The sequence below is a fragment of the Hydrogenophaga sp. GW823-FHT04C09 genome, assembly GCF_058796355.1.
The window spans coordinates 1,001,356-1,019,703 of sequence record NZ_JBXAIO010000001.1; the positions used below are offsets into that span (position 1 = coordinate 1,001,356).

General features: G+C 68.4%; 19 protein-coding genes. 13 read left to right on the top strand and 6 right to left on the bottom strand.

Features of this window, described 5'->3' with window-relative positions; all coding sequences use genetic code 11:
- Positions 1 to 5 precede the first annotated feature (5 nt).
- The gene (locus AC1Q9M_RS04705) at positions 6 to 1,037 is read left to right on the top strand and encodes an aromatic ring-hydroxylating dioxygenase subunit alpha (protein WP_492432639.1); all 1,032 of its coding nucleotides are present in this window, start codon (positions 6 to 8) and stop codon (positions 1,035 to 1,037) included.
- 84 nt (positions 1,038 to 1,121) lie between these two features.
- Positions 1,122 to 2,231 (top strand): porin, encoded by a 1,110-nt coding sequence (locus AC1Q9M_RS04710; RefSeq protein ID WP_492432641.1) that lies wholly within the window; start codon positions 1,122 to 1,124, stop codon positions 2,229 to 2,231.
- A 33-nt stretch (positions 2,232 to 2,264) separates the two neighbouring features.
- Here the strand turns inward: AC1Q9M_RS04710 and AC1Q9M_RS04715 are convergent, their stop codons facing one another.
- Together AC1Q9M_RS04715 and AC1Q9M_RS04720 are read right to left on the bottom strand one after the other, a co-directional pair.
- Positions 2,265 to 3,125 carry a hypothetical protein gene (locus tag AC1Q9M_RS04715; RefSeq protein ID WP_444688164.1) on the bottom strand — a complete coding sequence of 287 codons (861 nt, stop codon included), beginning with the start codon at positions 3,123 to 3,125 and terminating at the stop codon, positions 2,265 to 2,267.
- Positions 3,126 to 3,278: 153 nt separating this feature from the next.
- Positions 3,279 to 4,235 carry a DMT family transporter gene (locus tag AC1Q9M_RS04720; protein ID WP_444688165.1) on the bottom strand — a complete coding sequence of 319 codons (957 nt, stop codon included), beginning with the start codon at positions 4,233 to 4,235 and terminating at the stop codon, positions 3,279 to 3,281.
- A 67-nt stretch (positions 4,236 to 4,302) separates the two neighbouring features.
- Here AC1Q9M_RS04720 and AC1Q9M_RS04725 point away from each other — a divergent pair, with 67 nt between their 5' ends.
- Positions 4,303 to 5,181, top strand: coding sequence for a LysR family transcriptional regulator (locus AC1Q9M_RS04725; RefSeq protein ID WP_382327114.1), 879 nt, complete (start codon positions 4,303 to 4,305; stop codon positions 5,179 to 5,181).
- Here AC1Q9M_RS04725 and AC1Q9M_RS04730 read toward each other — a convergent pair.
- Together AC1Q9M_RS04730 and AC1Q9M_RS04735 are read right to left on the bottom strand one after the other, a co-directional pair.
- Entirely contained in the window at positions 5,150 to 6,109 is a 960-nt protein-coding gene (locus AC1Q9M_RS04730; protein ID WP_492432644.1) for an alpha-E domain-containing protein, read from the bottom strand. The genes AC1Q9M_RS04725 and AC1Q9M_RS04730 overlap by 32 nt on opposite strands.
- Positions 6,110 to 6,119: 10 nt before the next feature.
- The gene (locus AC1Q9M_RS04735; protein WP_382159502.1) at positions 6,120 to 7,559 is read right to left on the bottom strand and encodes a circularly permuted type 2 ATP-grasp protein; all 1,440 of its coding nucleotides are present in this window, start codon (positions 7,557 to 7,559) and stop codon (positions 6,120 to 6,122) included.
- Between the two features lie 240 nt (positions 7,560 to 7,799).
- On the opposite strand from AC1Q9M_RS04735, the gene AC1Q9M_RS04740 reads away from it, so the two are divergent.
- The 10 genes from AC1Q9M_RS04740 to AC1Q9M_RS04785 all read left to right on the top strand — a co-directional run bounded on the left by AC1Q9M_RS04740 (position 7,800) and on the right by AC1Q9M_RS04785 (position 16,673).
- Positions 7,800 to 8,963 (top strand): ABC transporter substrate-binding protein, encoded by a 1,164-nt coding sequence (locus tag AC1Q9M_RS04740; RefSeq protein WP_382323770.1) that lies wholly within the window; start codon positions 7,800 to 7,802, stop codon positions 8,961 to 8,963.
- Positions 8,964 to 9,085: 122 nt separating this feature from the next.
- A complete protein-coding gene (locus AC1Q9M_RS04745) occupies positions 9,086 to 9,943 on the top strand; it encodes a branched-chain amino acid ABC transporter permease (RefSeq protein ID WP_382323769.1) in 858 nt (285 codons plus the stop codon).
- Positions 9,940 to 10,917 carry a branched-chain amino acid ABC transporter permease gene (locus tag AC1Q9M_RS04750; RefSeq protein WP_382323768.1) on the top strand — a complete coding sequence of 326 codons (978 nt, stop codon included), beginning with the start codon at positions 9,940 to 9,942 and terminating at the stop codon, positions 10,915 to 10,917. Before AC1Q9M_RS04745 ends, AC1Q9M_RS04750 begins: the two co-directional genes overlap by 4 nt.
- The gene (locus AC1Q9M_RS04755; RefSeq protein WP_382323767.1) at positions 10,914 to 11,687 is read left to right on the top strand and encodes an ABC transporter ATP-binding protein; all 774 of its coding nucleotides are present in this window, start codon (positions 10,914 to 10,916) and stop codon (positions 11,685 to 11,687) included. Before AC1Q9M_RS04750 ends, AC1Q9M_RS04755 begins: the two co-directional genes overlap by 4 nt.
- The gene (locus AC1Q9M_RS04760; protein WP_382159517.1) at positions 11,680 to 12,396 is read left to right on the top strand and encodes an ABC transporter ATP-binding protein; all 717 of its coding nucleotides are present in this window, start codon (positions 11,680 to 11,682) and stop codon (positions 12,394 to 12,396) included. Before AC1Q9M_RS04755 ends, AC1Q9M_RS04760 begins: the two co-directional genes overlap by 8 nt.
- A 7-nt stretch (positions 12,397 to 12,403) precedes the next feature.
- Complete coding sequence (locus AC1Q9M_RS04765) at positions 12,404 to 13,927, top strand: class I adenylate-forming enzyme family protein (RefSeq protein ID WP_492432648.1); 1,524 nt, start codon at positions 12,404 to 12,406, stop codon at positions 13,925 to 13,927.
- Positions 13,924 to 14,295 (top strand): hypothetical protein, encoded by a 372-nt coding sequence (locus tag AC1Q9M_RS04770; protein WP_382323765.1) that lies wholly within the window; start codon positions 13,924 to 13,926, stop codon positions 14,293 to 14,295. The genes AC1Q9M_RS04765 and AC1Q9M_RS04770 overlap by 4 nt, the downstream gene beginning before the upstream one ends.
- Position 14,296: 1 nt before the next feature.
- The gene (locus tag AC1Q9M_RS04775) at positions 14,297 to 15,109 is read left to right on the top strand and encodes an alpha/beta fold hydrolase (RefSeq protein WP_444688168.1); all 813 of its coding nucleotides are present in this window, start codon (positions 14,297 to 14,299) and stop codon (positions 15,107 to 15,109) included.
- Complete coding sequence (locus AC1Q9M_RS04780) at positions 15,109 to 15,873, top strand: GntR family transcriptional regulator (RefSeq protein ID WP_382159528.1); 765 nt, start codon at positions 15,109 to 15,111, stop codon at positions 15,871 to 15,873. Before AC1Q9M_RS04775 ends, AC1Q9M_RS04780 begins: the two co-directional genes overlap by 1 nt.
- A complete protein-coding gene (locus AC1Q9M_RS04785; RefSeq protein ID WP_444688169.1) occupies positions 15,870 to 16,673 on the top strand; it encodes an enoyl-CoA hydratase/isomerase family protein in 804 nt (267 codons plus the stop codon). The genes AC1Q9M_RS04780 and AC1Q9M_RS04785 overlap by 4 nt, the downstream gene beginning before the upstream one ends.
- 6 nt (positions 16,674 to 16,679) lie before the next feature.
- Here AC1Q9M_RS04785 and AC1Q9M_RS04790 read toward each other — a convergent pair whose 3' ends face one another.
- On the bottom strand, positions 16,680 to 17,978 hold the full coding sequence (locus tag AC1Q9M_RS04790) for a type II toxin-antitoxin system HipA family toxin (protein WP_382323761.1): 1,299 nt from the start codon (positions 17,976 to 17,978) through the stop codon (positions 16,680 to 16,682).
- 12 nt (positions 17,979 to 17,990) lie between these two features.
- Positions 17,991 to 18,293, bottom strand: a complete 303-nt coding sequence (locus tag AC1Q9M_RS04795) for a helix-turn-helix transcriptional regulator (RefSeq protein ID WP_382159533.1) — start codon at positions 18,291 to 18,293, stop codon at positions 17,991 to 17,993.
- Positions 18,294 to 18,348: the final 55 nt, after the last annotated feature.

Consider the following 18,348-nt stretch of genomic DNA (forward strand, 5'->3'; position numbering starts at 1 on the left):
ACCCCATGAACATGGACGAAGCGACTTTGAAAACCGATGCCGCGCAGCGCGTGGAGCGTGGCCTGTTGAACTACTGGTACCCGGTGCTGCCGAGCTACCGCCTGGCGGGCACGCCCATCGGGATCACCCGCCTGTCCGAAGAGATCGTGCTGTGGCGCGACGACGAGGGCCAGGTCCGCGCGGTGGAAGACCGCTGCCCGCACCGCGGCGCGCGGCTGTCGCTGGGCTGGAACCTCGGCGACCGGGTGGCCTGCTGGTACCACGGCGTGGAGGTGGACGGCCGGGGCAAGGTGGTCGATGTGCCGGCCATGCAGAACTGCGTGCTCACCGGGCGGACCTGCCTGAAGTCCTACCCCGTGGTGGAAGCCCAAGGCGCGATCTTCCTCTGGTTCGGCGATGGCAGCCTGGCCGCGCCAGCCGCGTTCGAACTGCCCGAAGAGATGACCGCCGAGGACTACTCCGGCTTCCTCTGCATGCAGAACTGGAAGTGCAACCACCGTTACGCGATCGACAACGTCATGGACCCCATGCACGGCACCTACCTGCACTCGCAGTCCCATTCCATGGCCGAGGGCGACCGGCAGGCCGAGATGACGGTGCGGCCGACGGCCACCGGCCTGATCGTCGAAAAGGTGGGCCAGCGCGGCGTGAACTTCGACTGGGTCGAGTTCGGCGAGTCGGGCCTGATGTGGATGCGCCTGGCCGTGCCGTACAGCAAGCAGCATGGGGGTGGCCAGTTCATCATCGTGGGCTTCGTCACCCCGGTCGACGAGACCCATTGCCAGGTCTATTTCTGGCGCATCCGCAAGGCCTCGGGGTTCGACCGGCACGTCTGGCGCTTCCTCTACCGCAACCGGCTCGAAGGCCTGCACTGGGACGTGCTCGAGCAGGACCGCAAGGTGATCGAGAACCTGACCCGGTCCGCCCGCTCGCAGGAAACGCTGTACCAGCACGACGTCGGCATCGTCCGGGTCCGCCGCCTGATGGAAAAGCGCGCCCAGGAACAGGTCGCGCAGCGCCTCGCCAGCGTGGCCTGACCCGCTCCTCCTCTTCCGTTCCCCCTCTGTCCGGGGACCCGTCGGGTCCCCCGGGCATCCCTTCGCCCAAAAAATGGAGTCCCCATGAAAAAGCCCCCCTTTCTTGCCGGTTTGAGCGCGTGTGCCTGCCTGTTGGCGAGCGGCGCCGTGAGCGCGCAGAGCACGGTGTCGATCTACGGCGTCATCGACGCCTCGGTGGAACACGTCACGAAAGCGACCCCCAGCGGTGGCGGCCTGACCCGCGTGCCATCCCTGACCGGCAGCGCGCCCAGCCGCCTCGGCTTTCGCGGCACCGAAGACCTGGGCCAGGGACTCAAGACGGTCTTCACGCTGGAAACAGGGTTCTCGCCCGACACCGGCGTGGCCAACCAGGGCGGCCGCGCCTTCGGGCGCCAGGCCTTCGTCGGGCTCTCGGGCCCATGGGGCACGGTGTCCCTGGGCCGGCAATACACCATGCTGTTCTATTCCATCCTGGAGTCGGACATCCTCGGCCCCAACCTCTACAGCTCGGGCTCGCTGGACAGCTACATCCCCAACGCCCGCGCGGACAACGCCATCACCTACCGCGGCACCTTCTCCGGCCTCACGCTGGGTGCCAGCTACAGCCTCGGCCGGGACGCGGTGAACGCAGGCCCCAGCCCGGCCGGCACCAACTGCGCCGGCGAAAACCCGAACGACAGCAAGGCCTGCCGGGAATGGTCGGCCCTGGTGAAGTACGACACCGCCACCTGGGGCACCGCGCTCGCGGTGGACGAGCTGCGCGGCGGCACCGGCGCCTTCGCCGGCCTCAACTCCAGCGCCATGACGGACCGGCGCACCTCCGCCAACGGCTACGTCAAACTGGGTGACCTCAAGCTCGCCGGGGGCCTGGTCCGCCGCGCCAACGGCGCCAGCGCCACCCAAGGCAAAAGCGATCTGTGGTACCTCGGCGCGGCGTACCAGGTCACGCCGGCCTTGCTCGTGGACGGCGAGGTCTTCAGCCTGCGTTACAAGGACTCGGTGAACCGGGCCACCCTCGCCGCCGTGCGCGCCACCTACAGCTTCTCGCGGCGCACGGCGGTCTATGCAACGGCCGGGCACATCCAGAACAAGGGCACGCTGGCGCTGTCGGTCAGTGGCGGGCAGCCGGGCGGCGCGCCGGTGCCCGGTGGCTCACAAAGTGGTGTGGCGTTCGGCGTGCGGCACAGCTTCTGAGCAGGCACGCCTTCGCCAACCAGTGCGCGCGCTTCAGTGCGCGTGCGCGCCCACCAGCGGAAAGTCGTACTGCGCATCCACCACGCGCGCGGCCATGGTGGGCAGCATGCGGTCGATGAACACCTCGCCCACCCAGCGTCGCAGGGCCGGGTTGCTCATGGGCCCGGCGGCCTGCAGCGTCATGCTGCTGAAGGTGTTGATGCCGTCTTCCATGAGCAGGCCCATGGGCACCGGCGGCAGTTTTTCGGTGGACGCGGCGCTGGTGGACTGCTGCCAGGCGCTGAGGAAACGGTCGAAGCTGCCCACGGTGCCTTTGCGCCAGACATCGGCGATGTAGAAGATCCAGGCGCCCTGGTCTTCCACCACGAAGCCCCAGGAAAACTCGTGGATGCCGTCGGGCGCCTGCGCGAACACGCCGATCTCCTGCACGTCTTCGCGTGCCTTGTACTCGGCGAACAGCGGGCCGGGGCCTGAGAGTTCGCCACGCACGAAACGCTCCAGCATGCCGGGGTCCGAGCTGAACAGGGGCAAGGGATCGGACCACGAACGCTTGGCGCGGTGGATGAGGCGCGAGGTGGCATCGGCGCTCTTCTGCGCCTGGATGCAGCGGTCCATGAAGGTCTTGCGGCCGTCGGGCGTGGAGATCAGGTCCACGGTCTCGGTGAAGGCGGCGTCGTTCTTGAGGTAACCGTCCTCGCGCAGGCGCAGCACGATGTCGAGCATGGAGCTTCGCGTGATGTGTTCGATCATGTAGGCCATGTCGCCACCCTCGAAGTCGGCCATCGACCGCTGCACCCAGGCCATGGTCTCCTCGTGGGAGAGCCCCTGGGGTGCCTTGGGCATGTCGTTGAACAGGGCGCGAAGCACCCTCACCGTATCCAGATCGCTGGCCATTCATCCTCCGTCGTTGGCATCACGGCCGGCCCGGGGAGATAAGGCCTGGACCGGCCTGACAGTCAGGATAGGCGTTTTTGGCCTTTTGCCTGACAGGGGGCCGGTGGCGAGCGTGACTTTTGCAGTCGATGGCGCGGTTTTCCGCGCAACGGTTCAGGCCTGGCGCGCCGCCCGCTGCGTGCCCACCACCACCAGGGCCACCAGCATCATGAGCACGCCAGCCAGCTGGCTGGGGCTCAGGGCCCGGCCGTACACGGCCCATTCCACCGCCACGGCCGAGGCCGGGTAGACGAACTGCAGCACGGCCACGCGCCCGGCGCTGAGGCGCGCCACGCCGGCGTACAGCACCACGTAGGCCAGGCCGGTGTGGATGGCGCCCAGCCCCGCGAGCCAGGCCCAGGCCGGCCCCGCCGGCGGCCAGCCGTGCACGAAGGGCCACCACACCAGCACCACCGCGCCCACGGCGCACTGCCACCAGGCCAGGGCCAGTGGCGTGACGCCGCGCGCCCGGTTGGCGATCAGCGTGAGGGCGGCATAGCCCACCGAGTTGAGCAGCGCCAGGCCGATGCCCCAGAGGTAGCTGGACGACCAGCCCGCGCCCGTGAGCGCGCCGTCGACCCAGCCCGAGGCCAGCGCCAAGCCGATCAGGCAGGCGAAGGTGGCGATGCCTTGCGCGCGCGTGATGCGCTCCTTCCACCACAGGGCACCGAACGCCATCACCAGAAAGGGCTGCACGTGCACCACCACGGTGGCCACGCCGATGGAAGTGCGCTCGATGGCCTCGAAGAACAGGATCCAGTTGACCACCGCGAGCACGCCCGCGCTCACTGCCGCCAGGCGCGCTGCACCGCTGAGCCTGAGTTCCCGCCAGCGCCGGGTGACGGCGAACCAGGCGGTGAGCGTGAGCAGACCGAAGGCGCAGCGGAACCACACCGCCGTGAGCGGGCTCTGGCCGGCCTCTTCGAGAAAGATGCCCAGCGTGCCGAGCATGAGGCCGCCCGCCACCATGAGCCACATGCCCGAGCGTTCGCGCGCGGCGGCGTGAGGGTGGGCGCCGAGGGACGTGGACAGGGAAGCCGTGGAGTTCATGCGCCGATGGTCGGCGGGCATGCCCCATCTGTACAGCGGATAAATAGAATCCAATGCATTCGACAATCGAATATTGGAGCCAACCGCCATGACCCACACCGACCTGCAACTGGACTGGCTGCGCGCCTTCGTGGCCGTGGTGGACGGCGGATCGCTCTCGGCCGCCGCGCCGCTGGTGCACCGCTCCCAGCCGGCGGTGAGCATGCAGATCCGCAAGCTGGAAGACGCGGTGGGCCGCGCCGTGCTGCTGCGCGGCCCGCGCCACCTCGAACTCACGCCCACCGGCACCGAGTTGCTGGGTTACGCGCGGCGCATGCTGGCCTTGCACGCCGAAACGCTGGAGGCCCTGCATGGGCCGGTGCTCAGCGGCCGCGTGCGCCTGGGCGTGCCCGACGACTACGCCGTGAGCTACCTCTCACCCGTGCTGCGCAGCTACGCCGCGCGGCACGCGGGCGTGGAAATCGAGCTGGACTGCGAACAGTCCACCTCGCTCATTCCCAAGGTGCAGCGCGGCGAGATCGATCTGGCGCTGATTTCGCGCGACAAGTCCACGCGCGGCACGCTGCTGTTCCAGGAACCGCTGGTGTGGGTGGGCGCACCGCAGTTCGAGGTGTGGCGCCGCGACCCCCTGCCGATCGCGGTCTACGAAGCCACCAGCCAGGCGAGGCGCGCGGTGATCGCCGCGCTCCACGCGCAGCGGCGCGCCTACCGCGTGGTCTACAACAGCTCCAGCCTCGCGGGGCAGTTGGCGGCGGTGGAAAGTGGGCTCGCCCTGGCGGTGCTCACGCGCTGCAGCGCGCCGGCCCACCTGGCCATCCTGGGCGAAAAACAGGGCCTGCCGGTCCTGGACTTCATGGACGTGGCGCTCTACCGCAGCCAGGCCTCGCGCCACCTGCCCGCGGTGGACGCGCTGTTCGAGCAGATGGTGCAGACGCTCAGTGCGAAGGCACCAAGAAGTCCTGGCTGATGCGCCCACCCAGCTCGTTCACGCGGTCCAGGAACTGCGTGAGGAAGGCGTGCAGGCCGGTGGAGAGGATCTCGTCGATGCGGGCGTACTGCAGGTCGGCCTTGAGCTTGCCCGCGCGGCGCAAGGTTTCGCCGCTGTGGTCGTTGGACACCACGCTGAGGTTGTTCACCACCTCGTTGAGGCTGGCGGCCAGGCTGCGTGGCATGTCGGCGCGCAGGATCAGCAGCTCGGCCACGCGCTCGGGCGTGATCACATCGCGGTACACCTTGCGGTAGACCTCGAAGCCGCTCACGCTGCGCAGGATGGCGCTCCAGTGGTAGAAGTCGTACTCCTGATCGAGCTCGCTGGCGGCGCCGAAGAAGTCGCTGTGCACCGCGTGGAACTTCACGTCCAGCAGGCGGGCGGTGTTGTCCGCGCGCTCCAGGAAGGTGCCCATGCGGTAGAAGTGGAAGGCCTCGTCCTGCAGCATGGTGCCGATGGCCACACCGCGCGAGAGGTGCGAGCGGAACTTGACCCACTCGAAGAATTCACCCGGGTCGCGCTCGAAGTTCTTGCCCTTGAGCATGCGCGTGAGTTCCAGCCAGGTCTGGTTCTGCGTTTCCCAGAATTCGGTGGTGAGAGCTCCGCGCACGGCCCGCGCGTTCTCGCGCGCGGCCTTCAGACAGGTGTAGATGCTCGACGGGTTGGACTCGTCGCGCACCATGAAGTCGAGCACGTTGCGTGGCGTGATTTCCTTGCCGTACTTCTGCGTGTAGGGATACAGCAGCTCGCTGATGGCGAGCAGCCCTTCCCAGCCCACCTGCGCCACGGCTGCGGACTGCGGCAGCAGCGAGGTCTGGTAGTTCACGTCCAGCATGCGGGCGGTGTTCTCCGCGCGCTCGGTGTAGCGGGACATCCAGAAAAGGTGGTCGGCGGTGCGCGAAAGCATGGTGTGTCCCTCAGTCTTCAAGAATCCAGGTGTCCTTGGTGCCGCCGCCCTGCGAGGAGTTGACGACCAGCGAGCCCTCCTTGAGCGCCACGCGGGTGAGCCCCCCGGGCACCATCTGCACTTCCTTGCCGCTGAGCACGAAGGGGCGCAGGTCGATGTGGCGCGGCGCCACGCCGCTCTGCACATAGGTGGGGCAGGTGGAGAGCGAGAGCGTGGGCTGCGCGATGTAGCCGCCCGGGTTGGCCGCCACGGCCTTGCGGAAGTCCTCGATCTCGGCCTTCGTGGACGCGGGCCCGACCAGCATGCCGTAGCCGCCCGCGCCGTGCACCTCTTTCACCACGAGGTCCTTCATGTTGGCCATCATGTACTTGAGGTCCTCGGGCTCGCGCCCCATGAAGGTGGGCACGTTGTTGAGGATGGGTTTCTGCCCGAGGTAGAACTCGATCATCTTGGGCACGTAGGGATAGATGGACTTGTCGTCCGCCACGCCGGTGCCCACGGCGTTGCAGATGGCGACGTTGCCGCTGCGGTACACGCCCAGCAGGCCTTCGCAGCCCAGCGTGGAGGTGGGGCGGAACACCGAGGGGTCGAGGAAGTCGTCGTCCACGCGGCGGTAGATCACGTCCACGCGCTTGGGGCCGCGCGTGGTGCGCATGTAGACGAAGTTGTCCTTGACGAACAGGTCCTGCCCCTCGACCAGCTCGATGCCCATCTGCTGCGCGAGGAAGGCGTGCTCGAAGTACGCGCTGTTGTACATGCCGGGGGTGAGCACCACCACCGTGGGCTCGGCCGTGGTGGCCGGGCTGCTGGCGCGCAGGGTTTCCAGCAGCAGGTCGGGGTAATGGGCGACCGGGGCCACGCGGTTCTCGCCGAAGAGTTCGGGGAACAGCCGCATCATCATCTTGCGGTCTTCGAGCATGTAGCTCACGCCGCTGGGCACGCGCAGGTTGTCTTCGAGCACGTAGTACTCGCCCACGCCCTCGGCATTCGGGGCGCGCACGATGTCGATGCCCGAGATGTGCGAGTAGATCTGGTGCGGCACGTCCACGCCCATCATCTCGGGGCGGAACTGCGCGTTCTGGAAGATCTGGTCGGCCGGCACGATGCCGGCCTTGATGATTTCCTGGCCGTGGTAGACGTCGTGGATGAAGCGGTTGAGCGCGGTCACGCGCTGCACCAGGCCCTCCTCCATGCTGCGCCATTCGTGGGCGGGAATGATGCGCGGGATGAGGTCGAAGGGGATGAGGCGCTCGGTGCCGGAGCCGTCCTCGTCCTTGGCGCCGTACACCGCGAAGGTGATGCCCACGCGGCGGAAGATCATTTCGGCCTCTTCGCGCCGGGCCGCCATCACGTCTTCAGGCTGTTGGGCCAGCCAGCGCGCGTAGTTCTGATAGTGGGCCCGGACCTCGCTGGGCGAGGCGTTCATTTCGTCAAACATCGGTCTGCTCATGGGCTTTTTCTCCTGAGCACAGCATAGCAAGGACTGGGCCAGGTTTTGGCCGCCTCGCCGCCCCGCCGCGCGAAATCCCCTCAGTGTCTTCCCGGAGCCGGCGCAAGACCCCAACCCTTCCCGCCGGTGCCGGCGGGGTGCTTGCGCGCCCGCCGACGATCCTGTATTGTACGGACCATAAATTCAATTGTTCGTTCAATTAACTCGGTCTGTACGGACCATTACCTGGAGACGATAAGCATGAGTGGGTTCATCAAGAAGGCCGTTCTGGGTCTGGGCATCGCCGCCCTGGCCGCTGCCAGCCACGCGCAGGAAACGCTGAAGATCGGTGTGCTGGGCGGCATGACCGGCCCGGGCGCGCCTTGGGGCCTGGCCATCGACGGCGGTGTGCGCGTGGCCACCGAGGAGATCAACGCCAGCGGCGGCCTGAAGGTGGCGGGCAAGACCTACAAGGTGGAGATCGTGTCCTACGACGACCACTACAAGGCGGCCGACGCCGTGACGGCGGTGAACCGCCTGATCGACCAGGACAAGGTGCAGTTCATCATCGGCCCGATCGGCTCGGCCTCCCTGCTGGCGATCAAGCCGATCACCGAAAAGAGCAAGGTGGTGCTGCTCTCCAACACCTACACCACCGAGGCACTGAACGCCGAGACGCGCTACATGTTCCGCGTGCTGCCCACCACCAACGAATACGACGCGCAGCTGATCGGCTGGCTCAAGCAGAACCGCCCCGCGATCAAGCGCGTGGCCGTGATCTCGCCCAACGACGCCACCGGCTGGAGCACGCAGAAGGGCAAGAAGAAGGCCTATGAAGCCGCCGGCTACGAGATCGCCGACGCCAAATTCTTCGAGCGCTCGCAGAACGACTTCCGCACCATCCTGGCGGGCATCCTGGCCAAGCGCGTCGACCTGATCGAGCTCGACGTGGTGCCGCCGGCCCAGGCCGGCCTGGTCATCCGCCAGGCGCGCGAAATGGGCTACAAGGGCCCGTTCACCAAGTTCGGCGGCAACAACGTGGCCGAAACCGTGAAGTCCGCTGGTGCGGACAACGCCGAAGGCACCCTGGTGTATTTCTCGGCCGATCCGGCCAGCGACGCCTACGCCAAGCTGAGCAAGGCCTACGCGAAGTACCACCCCAACGCCATGGACGACTTCGCCTTCTATTTCTACGACGCGGCCAAGCTGCTGTTCGGCGCGATCCAGAAGGCGGGCACCACCACCGACACCGACGCCGTGGTGAAGGCCATCGAAGCCACCAAGACGTACGACGGCATCCAGGGCAAGATCGTCTGGGGTGGCAAGGACACCTACGGCATCGACCACCAGATCGCCACGCCGGCCTACCTGGGCGTGATCGAAAACGGCAAGGGCAAGGTCGTCACCAAGTTCGACGCCCGCTGAGCCCGCGCGCCCCGCACAACCGCCCCCGTGGGGTGGCGCCGCCGGGGCGCGAGCCCCTCCTTCTTCCCTGCTGAACGCGCCCGCCTGCGGCGCCAGCCGCGGGCCTCGAGCCCGCTCTTCCCATGCAAATCGCGATACAGATATCCATCATTGCGCTGATGTCGGCGTTCGTCTACGCGCTCATCGCGCTGGGCTTCACGCTGGTGTTCGGCATCATGCGCGTCGTGAACTTCGCCCACGGCGAGTTCTACATGCTCGGCGCCTACGCCATGTACGTGCTCTACGGCCTGCTCGGCTGGCCGTACGGCTCGGCGCTGATCGCCGGCGCCCTGCTCGTCGGCCTGGCCGGTTTCGTGCTGGAGCGCGTGCTGTTCCGGCGTTTCACCGGCGACGAGATGGGCGGCATGATCATGTCGCTCGCCCTGGCCATCACGCTGCAGGCGGCGATTTCGCTGGTGTTCACGGTCGACGACCTGTCGGTCGCGCGCCCGGTGGAAGGCGCGCTGCAGATCGGCTCGGTGTTTCTCGCGCTGGACCAGCTGTACGTGGTGGGCGTCACCCTGCTCGCCCTGGCCGCGTTCTACGTGCTGATCGAGAAGACGCGGGTGGGCATCACCATCCGCGCCGTGGCGCAGGACAGCGAGGTCGCGCGCCTGCAGGGCGTGCGCTCCTGGCGCATGACGGCGCTCACCTTCGCGCTCAGCTGCCTGCTGGCGGGCCTGGCGGGCGCCCTCATGGCACCGGTCTACACCATCCACCCGCACATGGGTGAACTCGTGGTGGTGAAGGCCTTCATCATCGTCGTGCTCGGCGGCCTGGGCAGTCTGCCCGGTGCCGTCATCGCGGCGCTGATCCTGAGCTTCACCGAGGCGATCGCCTCAACCTTCTACAACTCGACCGTCGCCACGATGCTCTCGTTCCTCATCGTCATGGCGGTGTTGACCGTGCGCCCGGCCGGCCTGATGGGGAGATCCCGATGAGAAACGACCTCACCCTGGTGCGCCGCCCCGTGGGCGTGCGCGTGGCCGAACTGCTGGTGGCCGCCGCCTTGCTGGCCTGGCCGCTGGCGCTGGGCGAATCGCGCTTCGCGCTGCACGTCGGCGTCATGGTGGCGCTGTACGCCACGCTGGCCATGAGCATGAACCTGATGCTGCGCATCGGGCAACTCTCGCTCGCGCACGGCGCGCTGTTCGGCATCGGCGCCTACGTGTCGGCCATCCTCACCCGCGATGCGGGCCTGGGCTTCGTGTCCGCCTTCGTGCTGGCGGGCCTGGCCTCGGCGCTGATCGCCCTGGTGACCGCGCCGCTCTTCATGCGCATCAAAGGCGTGCACTTCGCCTTGTTGACCTTTGCCTTCGGCGAGGTGGTGGTGCTGTGCTTCGTCGAGTTCGTGGACATCTTCGGTGGCAACAACGGCTTCGGCCAGATTCCGCCGGCCCAGCTGCTCGGCCACACGCTGGACCGCTACGGCAGCTACCTGCTGGCCACCACGCTGGCCCTGGCGAGCTACTTCTCGCTGCAGGCCATGTACCGGCGCGAGCTCGGCGTGATCACCGCCTCGCTGCACCAGGACGAAGCCCTGGTCACCGCCAGCGGCTTCGAGGCGCTGCGCTTTCGCATCGCCGTGTTCGTGCTCAGCGCGGCCATGGCCGGCTGGGCCGGCAGCCTGTTCGCGCACTACCAGGGCTACATCTCGCCCGACTCGTTCGGCTTCTGGACCGCCGTGAACGCGGTGATCATCAACGTGCTCGGCGGCGTGGGCGCCCTCGCGGGCGTGGTGGTGGGCGGCTTCCTGCTGATCCCCCTGCCCGAGCTGCTGCGCGACCTGCAGCAGTACCAGCGCTTCATCTACGGCATCGTGCTGATGGCCCTGCTGTGCTTCATGCCCAAAGGCCTGGCGGGCCTGTGGGCCACATGGATCGGGCGCCTGCGCGCCGGAAAGGCCCAGCCATGAGCGCGGTGCTTCAAGTCAGGAACCTGTCGCGCGCCTTCGGCGGCATCCGCGCGGTGGACGGCGTGTCGTTCGAGGCCGGCGGGGACGGCATCACCGGGCTGATCGGCCCCAACGGCGCGGGCAAGACCACGATGTTCAACCTCATCACCGGCACCACGCGCGCCAGCGCGGGCGAGGTGGTGTTCCGGGGCGAGCGCATCGAGCGCCTGTCCGCCCCCGCCATCGCGCGCAAGGGCCTGGGCCGCACGTTCCAGATGACCCACGTGTTTCCGGGTCTGAGCGTGCTGGACAACCTGTACCGCGCGGCGCTGTTTCGCCAACTGCCCTCGCCCTGGTCGCTGGTGCGACCGGCCACGGTGCGCCAGGGGCGGCGCCAGGCGCTGGCGCAGGCCGAGCAGGCCCTGGCCATGATCGGCATGGAAAGCCTCGCCAGCGACGACGCCGGCGCGCTCGCCTACGGCCAGCAGAAGATCCTGGGCGTGGGCATGGCGCTGACCACGCAGCCCTCGATGCTGCTGATGGACGAGCCGGCGGCCGGCCTCAACGCGGTGGAAACCGATGCCATGAGCGCGCTGATCGAGCGCGTGCACCACAGCGCGGGCGTGTCCATCGTGCTGGTGGAGCACGACATGAACATGGTGATGCGCCTGTGCTCCCACCTGGTCGTGCTGGTCAACGGCCGCCTGCTGGCCAGCGGCCCGGCGGCCACCGTGCGCGACAACCCGCAAGTCATTGACGCCTACCTGGGCGCGGATCTCGAAAATGCTTGAAGCCAGAAACATCTCCGTCGCCTACGGGCCGATCGCGGCCCTGCGCGACGTGTCGTTCTCCGTGCGCCCCGGCAGCGTGTGCGCCATCGTCGGCGCCAACGGCGCGGGCAAGTCCACCCTGATGAAGGCGCTGTGCGGCCTGGTGCCGCTGCAGGCCGGCAGCTTCCATCTGGACGGCCAGGACATCACCGCGCTGCCCACCGACCAGCGCATCGCGAAGGGCCTGGCGCTCTCGCCCGAGGGCCGGCGCCTGTTCCCCGAGCTGAGCACCTACGAGAACCTGCTGATGGGCGCCTACCTGCGGCGCGACCGGCAGGCGATCCGCGAGGACATTCAAAAGGTCTACGGCTACTTTCCCCGCCTGGCCGAGCGGCAGCACAGCCAGGGCCGGCACCTCTCGGGCGGCGAGCAGCAGATGTGCGCCATCGGCCGCGCGCTGATGTCGCGCCCGCGCCTGCTGCTGCTGGACGAGCCATCGCTCGGCCTGGCGCCCAACGTCACGCTCGAAGTCGCCCGCGCGATCCGCCGCATCAGCCAGGACGGCACCACCATCGTGCTGGTGGAGCAGAACGCCCGCCTGGCGCTCAAGCTCTCGCAGCATGCGCTGGTGCTGGAGACCGGCCGGCTGGTGCTCGACGGCCCGAGCGACGAGATCATGAACAACCCCCACGTCACCGCCGCCTACCTCGGTGGCCACGCCCCCGCCTGATTGCCCCATGCCCAACATCTACCAAACGGCCATGTTCCACGCGCTGCGCAGCCCGCGCAGCACGGCGCTGTCGGACAGCCACACGGCCATGGACTTCGCCGCCCTCTGCGCCCGCGCCCGCGCGCTGACCGCCCACCTGCAAGGCCTGGGCGTGCGCCGGGGCGACCGCGTCGCCGTGCTCATGCACAACGCCATCGACTACCTCGCGCTGATGCACGCCACCGCCGTGGGCGGCTTCAGCCTGGTGCCGGTGAACACGCGCTACAGCGCCGCCGAGCTGGCTTTTCTCATCAGCGACTGCACGCCCCGCGTGCTGGTGCACGACGCGGAGTTCTCGCCCCTCGTCGCGGAGCTGCCGCGGCACCTCGCGCCGGACCAGCTGCCGGTCTGCCTCGACCACCTGGCCAGCGACCTGGCCGACGTGCCGGCCACCGCCGACCCGGTGGCCTGGCGCACCGGCTGCGTCGAGGACGGCGACGTCGCGATCATCATGTACACCTCGGGCACCACCTCCACGCCCAAGGGCGCGATGCTGACCCATGGCAACCTGGTGTGGAACGCGATGAACTACATCATGGAACTCGGCATCGACGCGCAGTCGCGCTCGCTCATGGCCACGCCGCTGTTCCACATCGGCGGCTTCGGCGTCATCAACGGCCCCATCCTGTACGCCGGCGGCAGCCTGCACCTGGTGCCGCGCTTCGATGCGCAAAGCGTGGTGGAGGCCTTGCAGCAGAACCTGCCCACGCACGTGTTCCTGCTCTCGGCGATGTGGGTCGGCCTGACCGACCACCCGGGCTTCGCGCAGCTGCGCCTGCCCTCGGTGCGCTACGTGCAGACCGCCGCGGCGCCGCTGGGCGAATGGCGCCAGGAACTGATCCGCCAGGTGTTTCCCAACGCCGAGTTCGGCTGGGGCTTCGGCATGACGGAGAGCTGCGTCACCACCATCAAGAACCGCTACACGCACGAGATCCTGGACCACCCGGGCTCCATCGGCTACCTCTGGCGCCACGTGGCACACCGTCTGGTGGACGAGACCGGCCAGGTGCTGACGGACCAGCGCGGCCCCGGCGAGCTGCAGGTGAAGGGGCCCACCGTCTTCAAGGGCTACTGGAACCAGCCCGAGCTGACCGCCGCCACGCTGGACGCCGACGGCTGGCTGCACACCGGCGACCTCTTCCGCTTCGACGACGAAGGCTTCGCCTACTTCATGGGCCGCAGCAAGGACATGATCAAGACCGGGGGCGAGAACGTGGCGGCGCAGGAAGTGGAGAATTGCCTGGTCAGCCACCCCGATGTGCGCGAGGCCGCCGCCTTCGGCGTGCCGCACGAACGCTGGGGCGAAGAACTGGTGGCCGCCGTGGTGCCGATCGAAGGCCGCCAGCCGGACACCGAGGCGCTGCGCACGCACTGCCGCGAAAGCCTTTCGGGCTTCAAGGTGCCCAAGCGGATTTTTCTGGTGGACAGCCTGCCGCACTCTTCGTCCGGCAAGGTCCAGAAGTTCAAGTTGAGACAAGGATTCGACGCATGACAACGGCCCCTTCCAGCCTGTTGGACGAAGGCTACCTGCCGGCCCTGGCCCAGCGCGCGCAGGCGGACGGTTTCGTCGCGCGCCACCGCACGCTGGCCCATCTGAGAATCGGTTTTCGCCACAGCGAGACGGGCCAGCGCGCCTGGATCGCGGTGACGCCGGACACCATCGAAGCGGGCCAGGCCGGCGAGGCGCCCTTCACTTTCGTGGGCGACGAATCGGCCCTGCAGGCCCTGGCCAGCGGCTTCCCCTTCAACCGCCTGGTGCGCCAGCACCGCCTCAGCGTCGAAGGCGACCTGCGCGCCTGCGTGCAGAACTGGCTGCTGATCCACGCCGTCTTGCGCCTGTGCGCGCCCAGGAGCGAATGACATGCCCTACGTGACCACGGCCGACGGCCTGCGCGCCTACTACGACCACGCGGGCGACCCCACGGACGGGCGCACGCCCCTCGTGATGGTGCATGGCGCCAGCCAGGACAGCCTGTCCTGGCAACACAACCTCGACTTCTTCGGCCAGCACTACGCGGTGTACGCGCTGGACCTGCCGGGCCACGGCAAGAGCGGCATGCCCGCCGGCGGCCCGCACACCGACAGCCCGAGCAACGCGCGCCATGTGCTGCAGGTGATCGACGCGCTCGGCCTGGACCGCCCGGTGCTCATGGGCCACTCCATGGGCGGCGGTGTCGTGGCCGCTGCCGCGGCGCTAGCGCCGCAGCGCGTGCGCGGCCTCGTGTTCGTCGACGGCGCTTCGGTCAACGTGGTCAAGAGCTCCGGCTACAACCCGGCCATCCTCGACATGGCGCGCATCAACCCGGGCGACTGGTTCGAGGTGAGCTTCCGCACCCTCATGGGCAGCGGCACCGACGCCGCGCGCGCCGAGGAGATCGTCATGGACGCGCGGCGCTGCATCCCCGAAGTGGCCTTCGCCGACATCCGCGCCTTTGGCGGTTTCCGCATGGAAACCCTGCTGGACCAGCTACAGTGCCCCTGCGTGATCGTTGAAGGTGCCGAAGACTGGTCCGTGCCCCCCGAATCCGCGCGGAATGTGGACGCCGCCCTGCAGGCGCGCGGCATTCCGACGGTGTACCTCGAGTGGCCCGGCGTGGGGCATTTCCCCCACAGCGAGCAGCCGGCCACCTTCAACGTCGAGACCCTTGCCGCCCTCCAACGTCTGGACCTCTGATGCCGGAAACCCCCAGCCCTCCCCGCCGCACCACGCTGCACAAGAGCCTCAGCGACGAGTTGCTGCGCATGATCAAGAACGGGGACTACCCGGTGGGCAGCAACCTGCCGACCGAGAACGAGCTGTGCGCGCGCTTCGGCGTCAGCCGGCACACCGTGCGCGAGGCCACGCGCCGCCTCTCCGACCTCGGCCTGGTGGTGCGCAAGCCGCGCACGGGCACCACCGTCGTGCGCCAGCACACCCAGCCGCAGTTCGGCCTGGCGCTGGAGAACACCGAGCAGCTCACCCAGTACCTGGAGACCACGGCGCTGAGCGTGCACCGCGTCACCACCGAACTGAGCGCGCACCCCACCGAGCTGCGGCTCGAAGGCGTGCCGGCGGACTGGCTCAAGGTCTCCACCTTCCGCTGCGTGCCTGGCACCGACCGGCCGATCTCCTGGACCGACATCTACATCCGCCGGGAGTACCAGGCCGTGGTCGAGCACATCGGCCAGCAACCCGGCGGCGTGTACCCGCTGTTCGAACGCCTGTGCGACGAAACGGTGGAGACCATCGACATGGAGATCTCGGCCGCCACCTTCCCGGCCGCCATCGCCAAGCGCCTGGGCTACACCAAGAGCGATCCCGCCCTGCTGATGGTGCGGCGCTTTCGCAACCCGGCCGGCAAGCTGCTCGAAGTGGCGGTGAGCTACTACCCGCCGTTCGGCTTTCGCTACATGTCCCGCCTCACGCGTGTGCAGGGACGCCACCAGACCGCCCCATGATCCCCAAGGAGTCCGATTTGAAACCCACGTATGGCCAGAGTGTGACGGTGACCGTCGAAGGGCCGGTGGCCCTGGTGCGCTTCGACCGCGGCGTGAACCGCAACGCCATCAACCAGGACACGCTGCTGGCCCTCACCCAGGTCGCGCGCGACCTCGGCGACGCCCTGGACATCCAGGTGGTCGTGCTCACCGGTGCCGCCGACATCTTCTCGGCCGGCATCGACCTGAAGGACCCGGCCAAGTGGAACGAGGACGACCAGGCCCTGCTGCAGCGGCGCGACATGGCGCAACGCGGCGCGCGCCTGTGCCGCGCATGGGAAAACCTGCCGCAGCTCACCATCGCGGCCATCGAAGGCATGGTCGTGGGCGGCGCGGCCGCGCTCACCCTGGCGTGCGACTGGCGCGTGGCGTCCAGCCAGGCCGCGTTCTACCTGCCCGAAGTCAAGGTTGGCCTCAACATGGGCTGGGGCGCGATCCCGCGCCTGACCAGCCTGCTCGGCGCGGCGCGCGCCAAGCGCGCCATCCTGCTGGGCGAGAAGCTGGGCGCCGCGCAGGCGCTCGACTGGGGCCTGGTGGACGTGATCAGCGAGCCCGGCCGCGCGGTCGAAGATGCCCAGGCGCTGGCCCGCAAGACCGCCGAAACGCCGGCGGCCCTGCTGCGCATGACCAAGGAATCGGTCAATGCCTGCGCCACCGCGCTGCACCACCCGAGCATCTACATGGATGCCGACCAGGCCCTGGTCTGCCGCGACAGCCAGGAAGGCCGCAGCGCGCGCCAGCAGTTCGTGCAGGCCGGCTGAACAGGTTCAGGCCGTCAGGGCCACACCGCCGCGCAGGCGCGCGGTGACCTCCTCGCGCACGTTGAGAGGTGCATCCGCGAGCAAGGCCGGCCAGTCCGCCTGCGCGGCCTGCACCAGCGCCTTGCAGTGCCGCAACACCACCGACCTGCGCAGCAGGCCGGCGCTCTCCAGCAGCGATTCGAGCTGCGCCCAGGTGAACGCGCGCAGCCTGGCGTCGATGGCGCGGTTGATGCCGTAGTCCGCCGGCGGCATGCCGGTGAAGAAGGCGCTCACGCAGACCGGGTCGTACAAGGGGGCCAGTTGAGGCTCGATGCCATCGGGGTACAGCAGCGCCCAGTTCTTGAGGTGCGCGTCGGTGTTGCCCATGAGGATGAAAGCCAGGAAGCGGCCGAGGAATTCGCGTGTGTCGCGCGCGGGCTGCACCGAATACTGGTTGAGCAGGCGCAGCATCTGGCCGTAGTCCCGCTCGATGCCCCTGCCGTACTTCTGCCTCGGGGCATAGCCCATCACCTGCGCGAACTCTTCCATGTGCACGCGCAGGCCGTGCCGACGGTCGAAGCGCTCGACCGCCAGGATGTGCGGAAAATCGACCGGCTCGGGCAACTGCGCCTGATCCCGCGTGATGATGCTCGCGCGAGCGCAGTCCAGCCCCAGCGCGGCACACAGCCGGTAGCCGGTGTACTCGTTCTCGACGAGTTCGGGGTGGCGGGTGGTCGGCAGCTTCAGGATGTGGCTGCCCGCCACGCCATGCCGCTTGACGACGTAGCGCCGTCCCTCCTGCACCGCGGAGAACTTCGTCACCATCCCGGGCAGGGACGCGGCGTCCTCGACCGGCAGCTCGACAAAGCCCGGCTCCAGCACGTCGAGCCCCAGCGCCGCGTGCCAGTGGCGAACCACCTGCGGGATGTCTTCGTCGGCGGGCACGGGCTCGACTTCCAGCGCGCCCATCAGGTCGTGCCCGGCGGCGGCCAGCAGTTCGAATTCGTCCTCGGTGGTGCAGCCTCTTTGCGCGGCCAGGCGTTCGCGGTTGTGGCCTTCGGGCAAGAGGTTCTGGAAGAAGACCGGCCAGCGGCCGTCGTTGCGCACCAGGCGCTCGTCGCGCGTGGCGCTCAGGATCTGCCGGGTGGCCGCGTCGTCCACCCCGCGCAGGCTCATGGACAGCGTGGGCCGGCGCGGGTCGTTCACGAACGGCTCGTCGAAGGACATGCGCAGGATGTCGCCGTACTGCGAGAGGTAGCCGATGGGCTGCTTCTCCCCCGCCGGCGTGTGCAGGGACAGGCGCAGGTAACGGATGAAGGTGCTCACGGCCGGCCCCTTTCAGGCCGGTGTGTCCAGCAGGTCCACCAGCGACTTCGGCGCACCCGCCCCCGCGGGCTGCCCGAGCACGCGCCCACCCGAGCGCAGGAAGCCCTCCACCTCGGCGCGCAGCGCGCGCGGCACCAGCATCAGCTCCATGCCCATGGCGCGGGCCAGTTCCTGCAGCGTGGACAGCCTGGGATCCATGCCTGCCTCGATGCGCGACACGGTCATGCGGCTGACGCCGGCGCGCTGCGCCAGTTCCTCTTGCGTCAGCGATGCGGCCTTGCGTGCGCCCTCAACGTCTTGAACAATGCTCGTCATGTTGAGCTTTCTGATGATTTTGATAATTCAATTTATCATTTTTCGCTTGACTCAG

What these genes read in the sequence shown, in the direction of transcription:
- AC1Q9M_RS04705 (WP_492432639.1), top strand. Translation starts at nt 6, where the DNA reads ATGAACATGGACGAAGCGACTTTGAAAACCGATGCCGCGCAGCGCGTG.
- AC1Q9M_RS04710 (WP_492432641.1), top strand. Translation starts at nt 1,122, where the DNA reads ATGAAAAAGCCCCCCTTTCTTGCCGGTTTGAGCGCGTGTGCCTGCCTG.
- AC1Q9M_RS04715 (WP_444688164.1), bottom strand. Translation starts at nt 3,125, where the DNA reads ATGGCCAGCGATCTGGATACGGTGAGGGTGCTTCGCGCCCTGTTCAAC.
- AC1Q9M_RS04720 (WP_444688165.1), bottom strand. Translation starts at nt 4,235, where the DNA reads ATGCCCGCCGACCATCGGCGCATGAACTCCACGGCTTCCCTGTCCACG.
- AC1Q9M_RS04725 (WP_382327114.1), top strand. Translation starts at nt 4,303, where the DNA reads ATGACCCACACCGACCTGCAACTGGACTGGCTGCGCGCCTTCGTGGCC.
- AC1Q9M_RS04730 (WP_492432644.1), bottom strand. Translation starts at nt 6,109, where the DNA reads ATGCTTTCGCGCACCGCCGACCACCTTTTCTGGATGTCCCGCTACACC.
- AC1Q9M_RS04735 (WP_382159502.1), bottom strand. Translation starts at nt 7,559, where the DNA reads ATGAGCAGACCGATGTTTGACGAAATGAACGCCTCGCCCAGCGAGGTC.
- AC1Q9M_RS04740 (WP_382323770.1), top strand. Translation starts at nt 7,800, where the DNA reads ATGAGTGGGTTCATCAAGAAGGCCGTTCTGGGTCTGGGCATCGCCGCC.
- AC1Q9M_RS04745 (WP_382323769.1), top strand. Translation starts at nt 9,086, where the DNA reads ATGCAAATCGCGATACAGATATCCATCATTGCGCTGATGTCGGCGTTC.
- AC1Q9M_RS04750 (WP_382323768.1), top strand. Translation starts at nt 9,940, where the DNA reads ATGAGAAACGACCTCACCCTGGTGCGCCGCCCCGTGGGCGTGCGCGTG.
- AC1Q9M_RS04755 (WP_382323767.1), top strand. Translation starts at nt 10,914, where the DNA reads ATGAGCGCGGTGCTTCAAGTCAGGAACCTGTCGCGCGCCTTCGGCGGC.
- AC1Q9M_RS04760 (WP_382159517.1), top strand. Translation starts at nt 11,680, where the DNA reads ATGCTTGAAGCCAGAAACATCTCCGTCGCCTACGGGCCGATCGCGGCC.
- AC1Q9M_RS04765 (WP_492432648.1), top strand. Translation starts at nt 12,404, where the DNA reads ATGCCCAACATCTACCAAACGGCCATGTTCCACGCGCTGCGCAGCCCG.
- AC1Q9M_RS04770 (WP_382323765.1), top strand. Translation starts at nt 13,924, where the DNA reads ATGACAACGGCCCCTTCCAGCCTGTTGGACGAAGGCTACCTGCCGGCC.
- AC1Q9M_RS04775 (WP_444688168.1), top strand. Translation starts at nt 14,297, where the DNA reads ATGCCCTACGTGACCACGGCCGACGGCCTGCGCGCCTACTACGACCAC.
- AC1Q9M_RS04780 (WP_382159528.1), top strand. Translation starts at nt 15,109, where the DNA reads ATGCCGGAAACCCCCAGCCCTCCCCGCCGCACCACGCTGCACAAGAGC.
- AC1Q9M_RS04785 (WP_444688169.1), top strand. Translation starts at nt 15,870, where the DNA reads ATGATCCCCAAGGAGTCCGATTTGAAACCCACGTATGGCCAGAGTGTG.
- AC1Q9M_RS04795 (WP_382159533.1), bottom strand. Translation starts at nt 18,293, where the DNA reads ATGACGAGCATTGTTCAAGACGTTGAGGGCGCACGCAAGGCCGCATCG.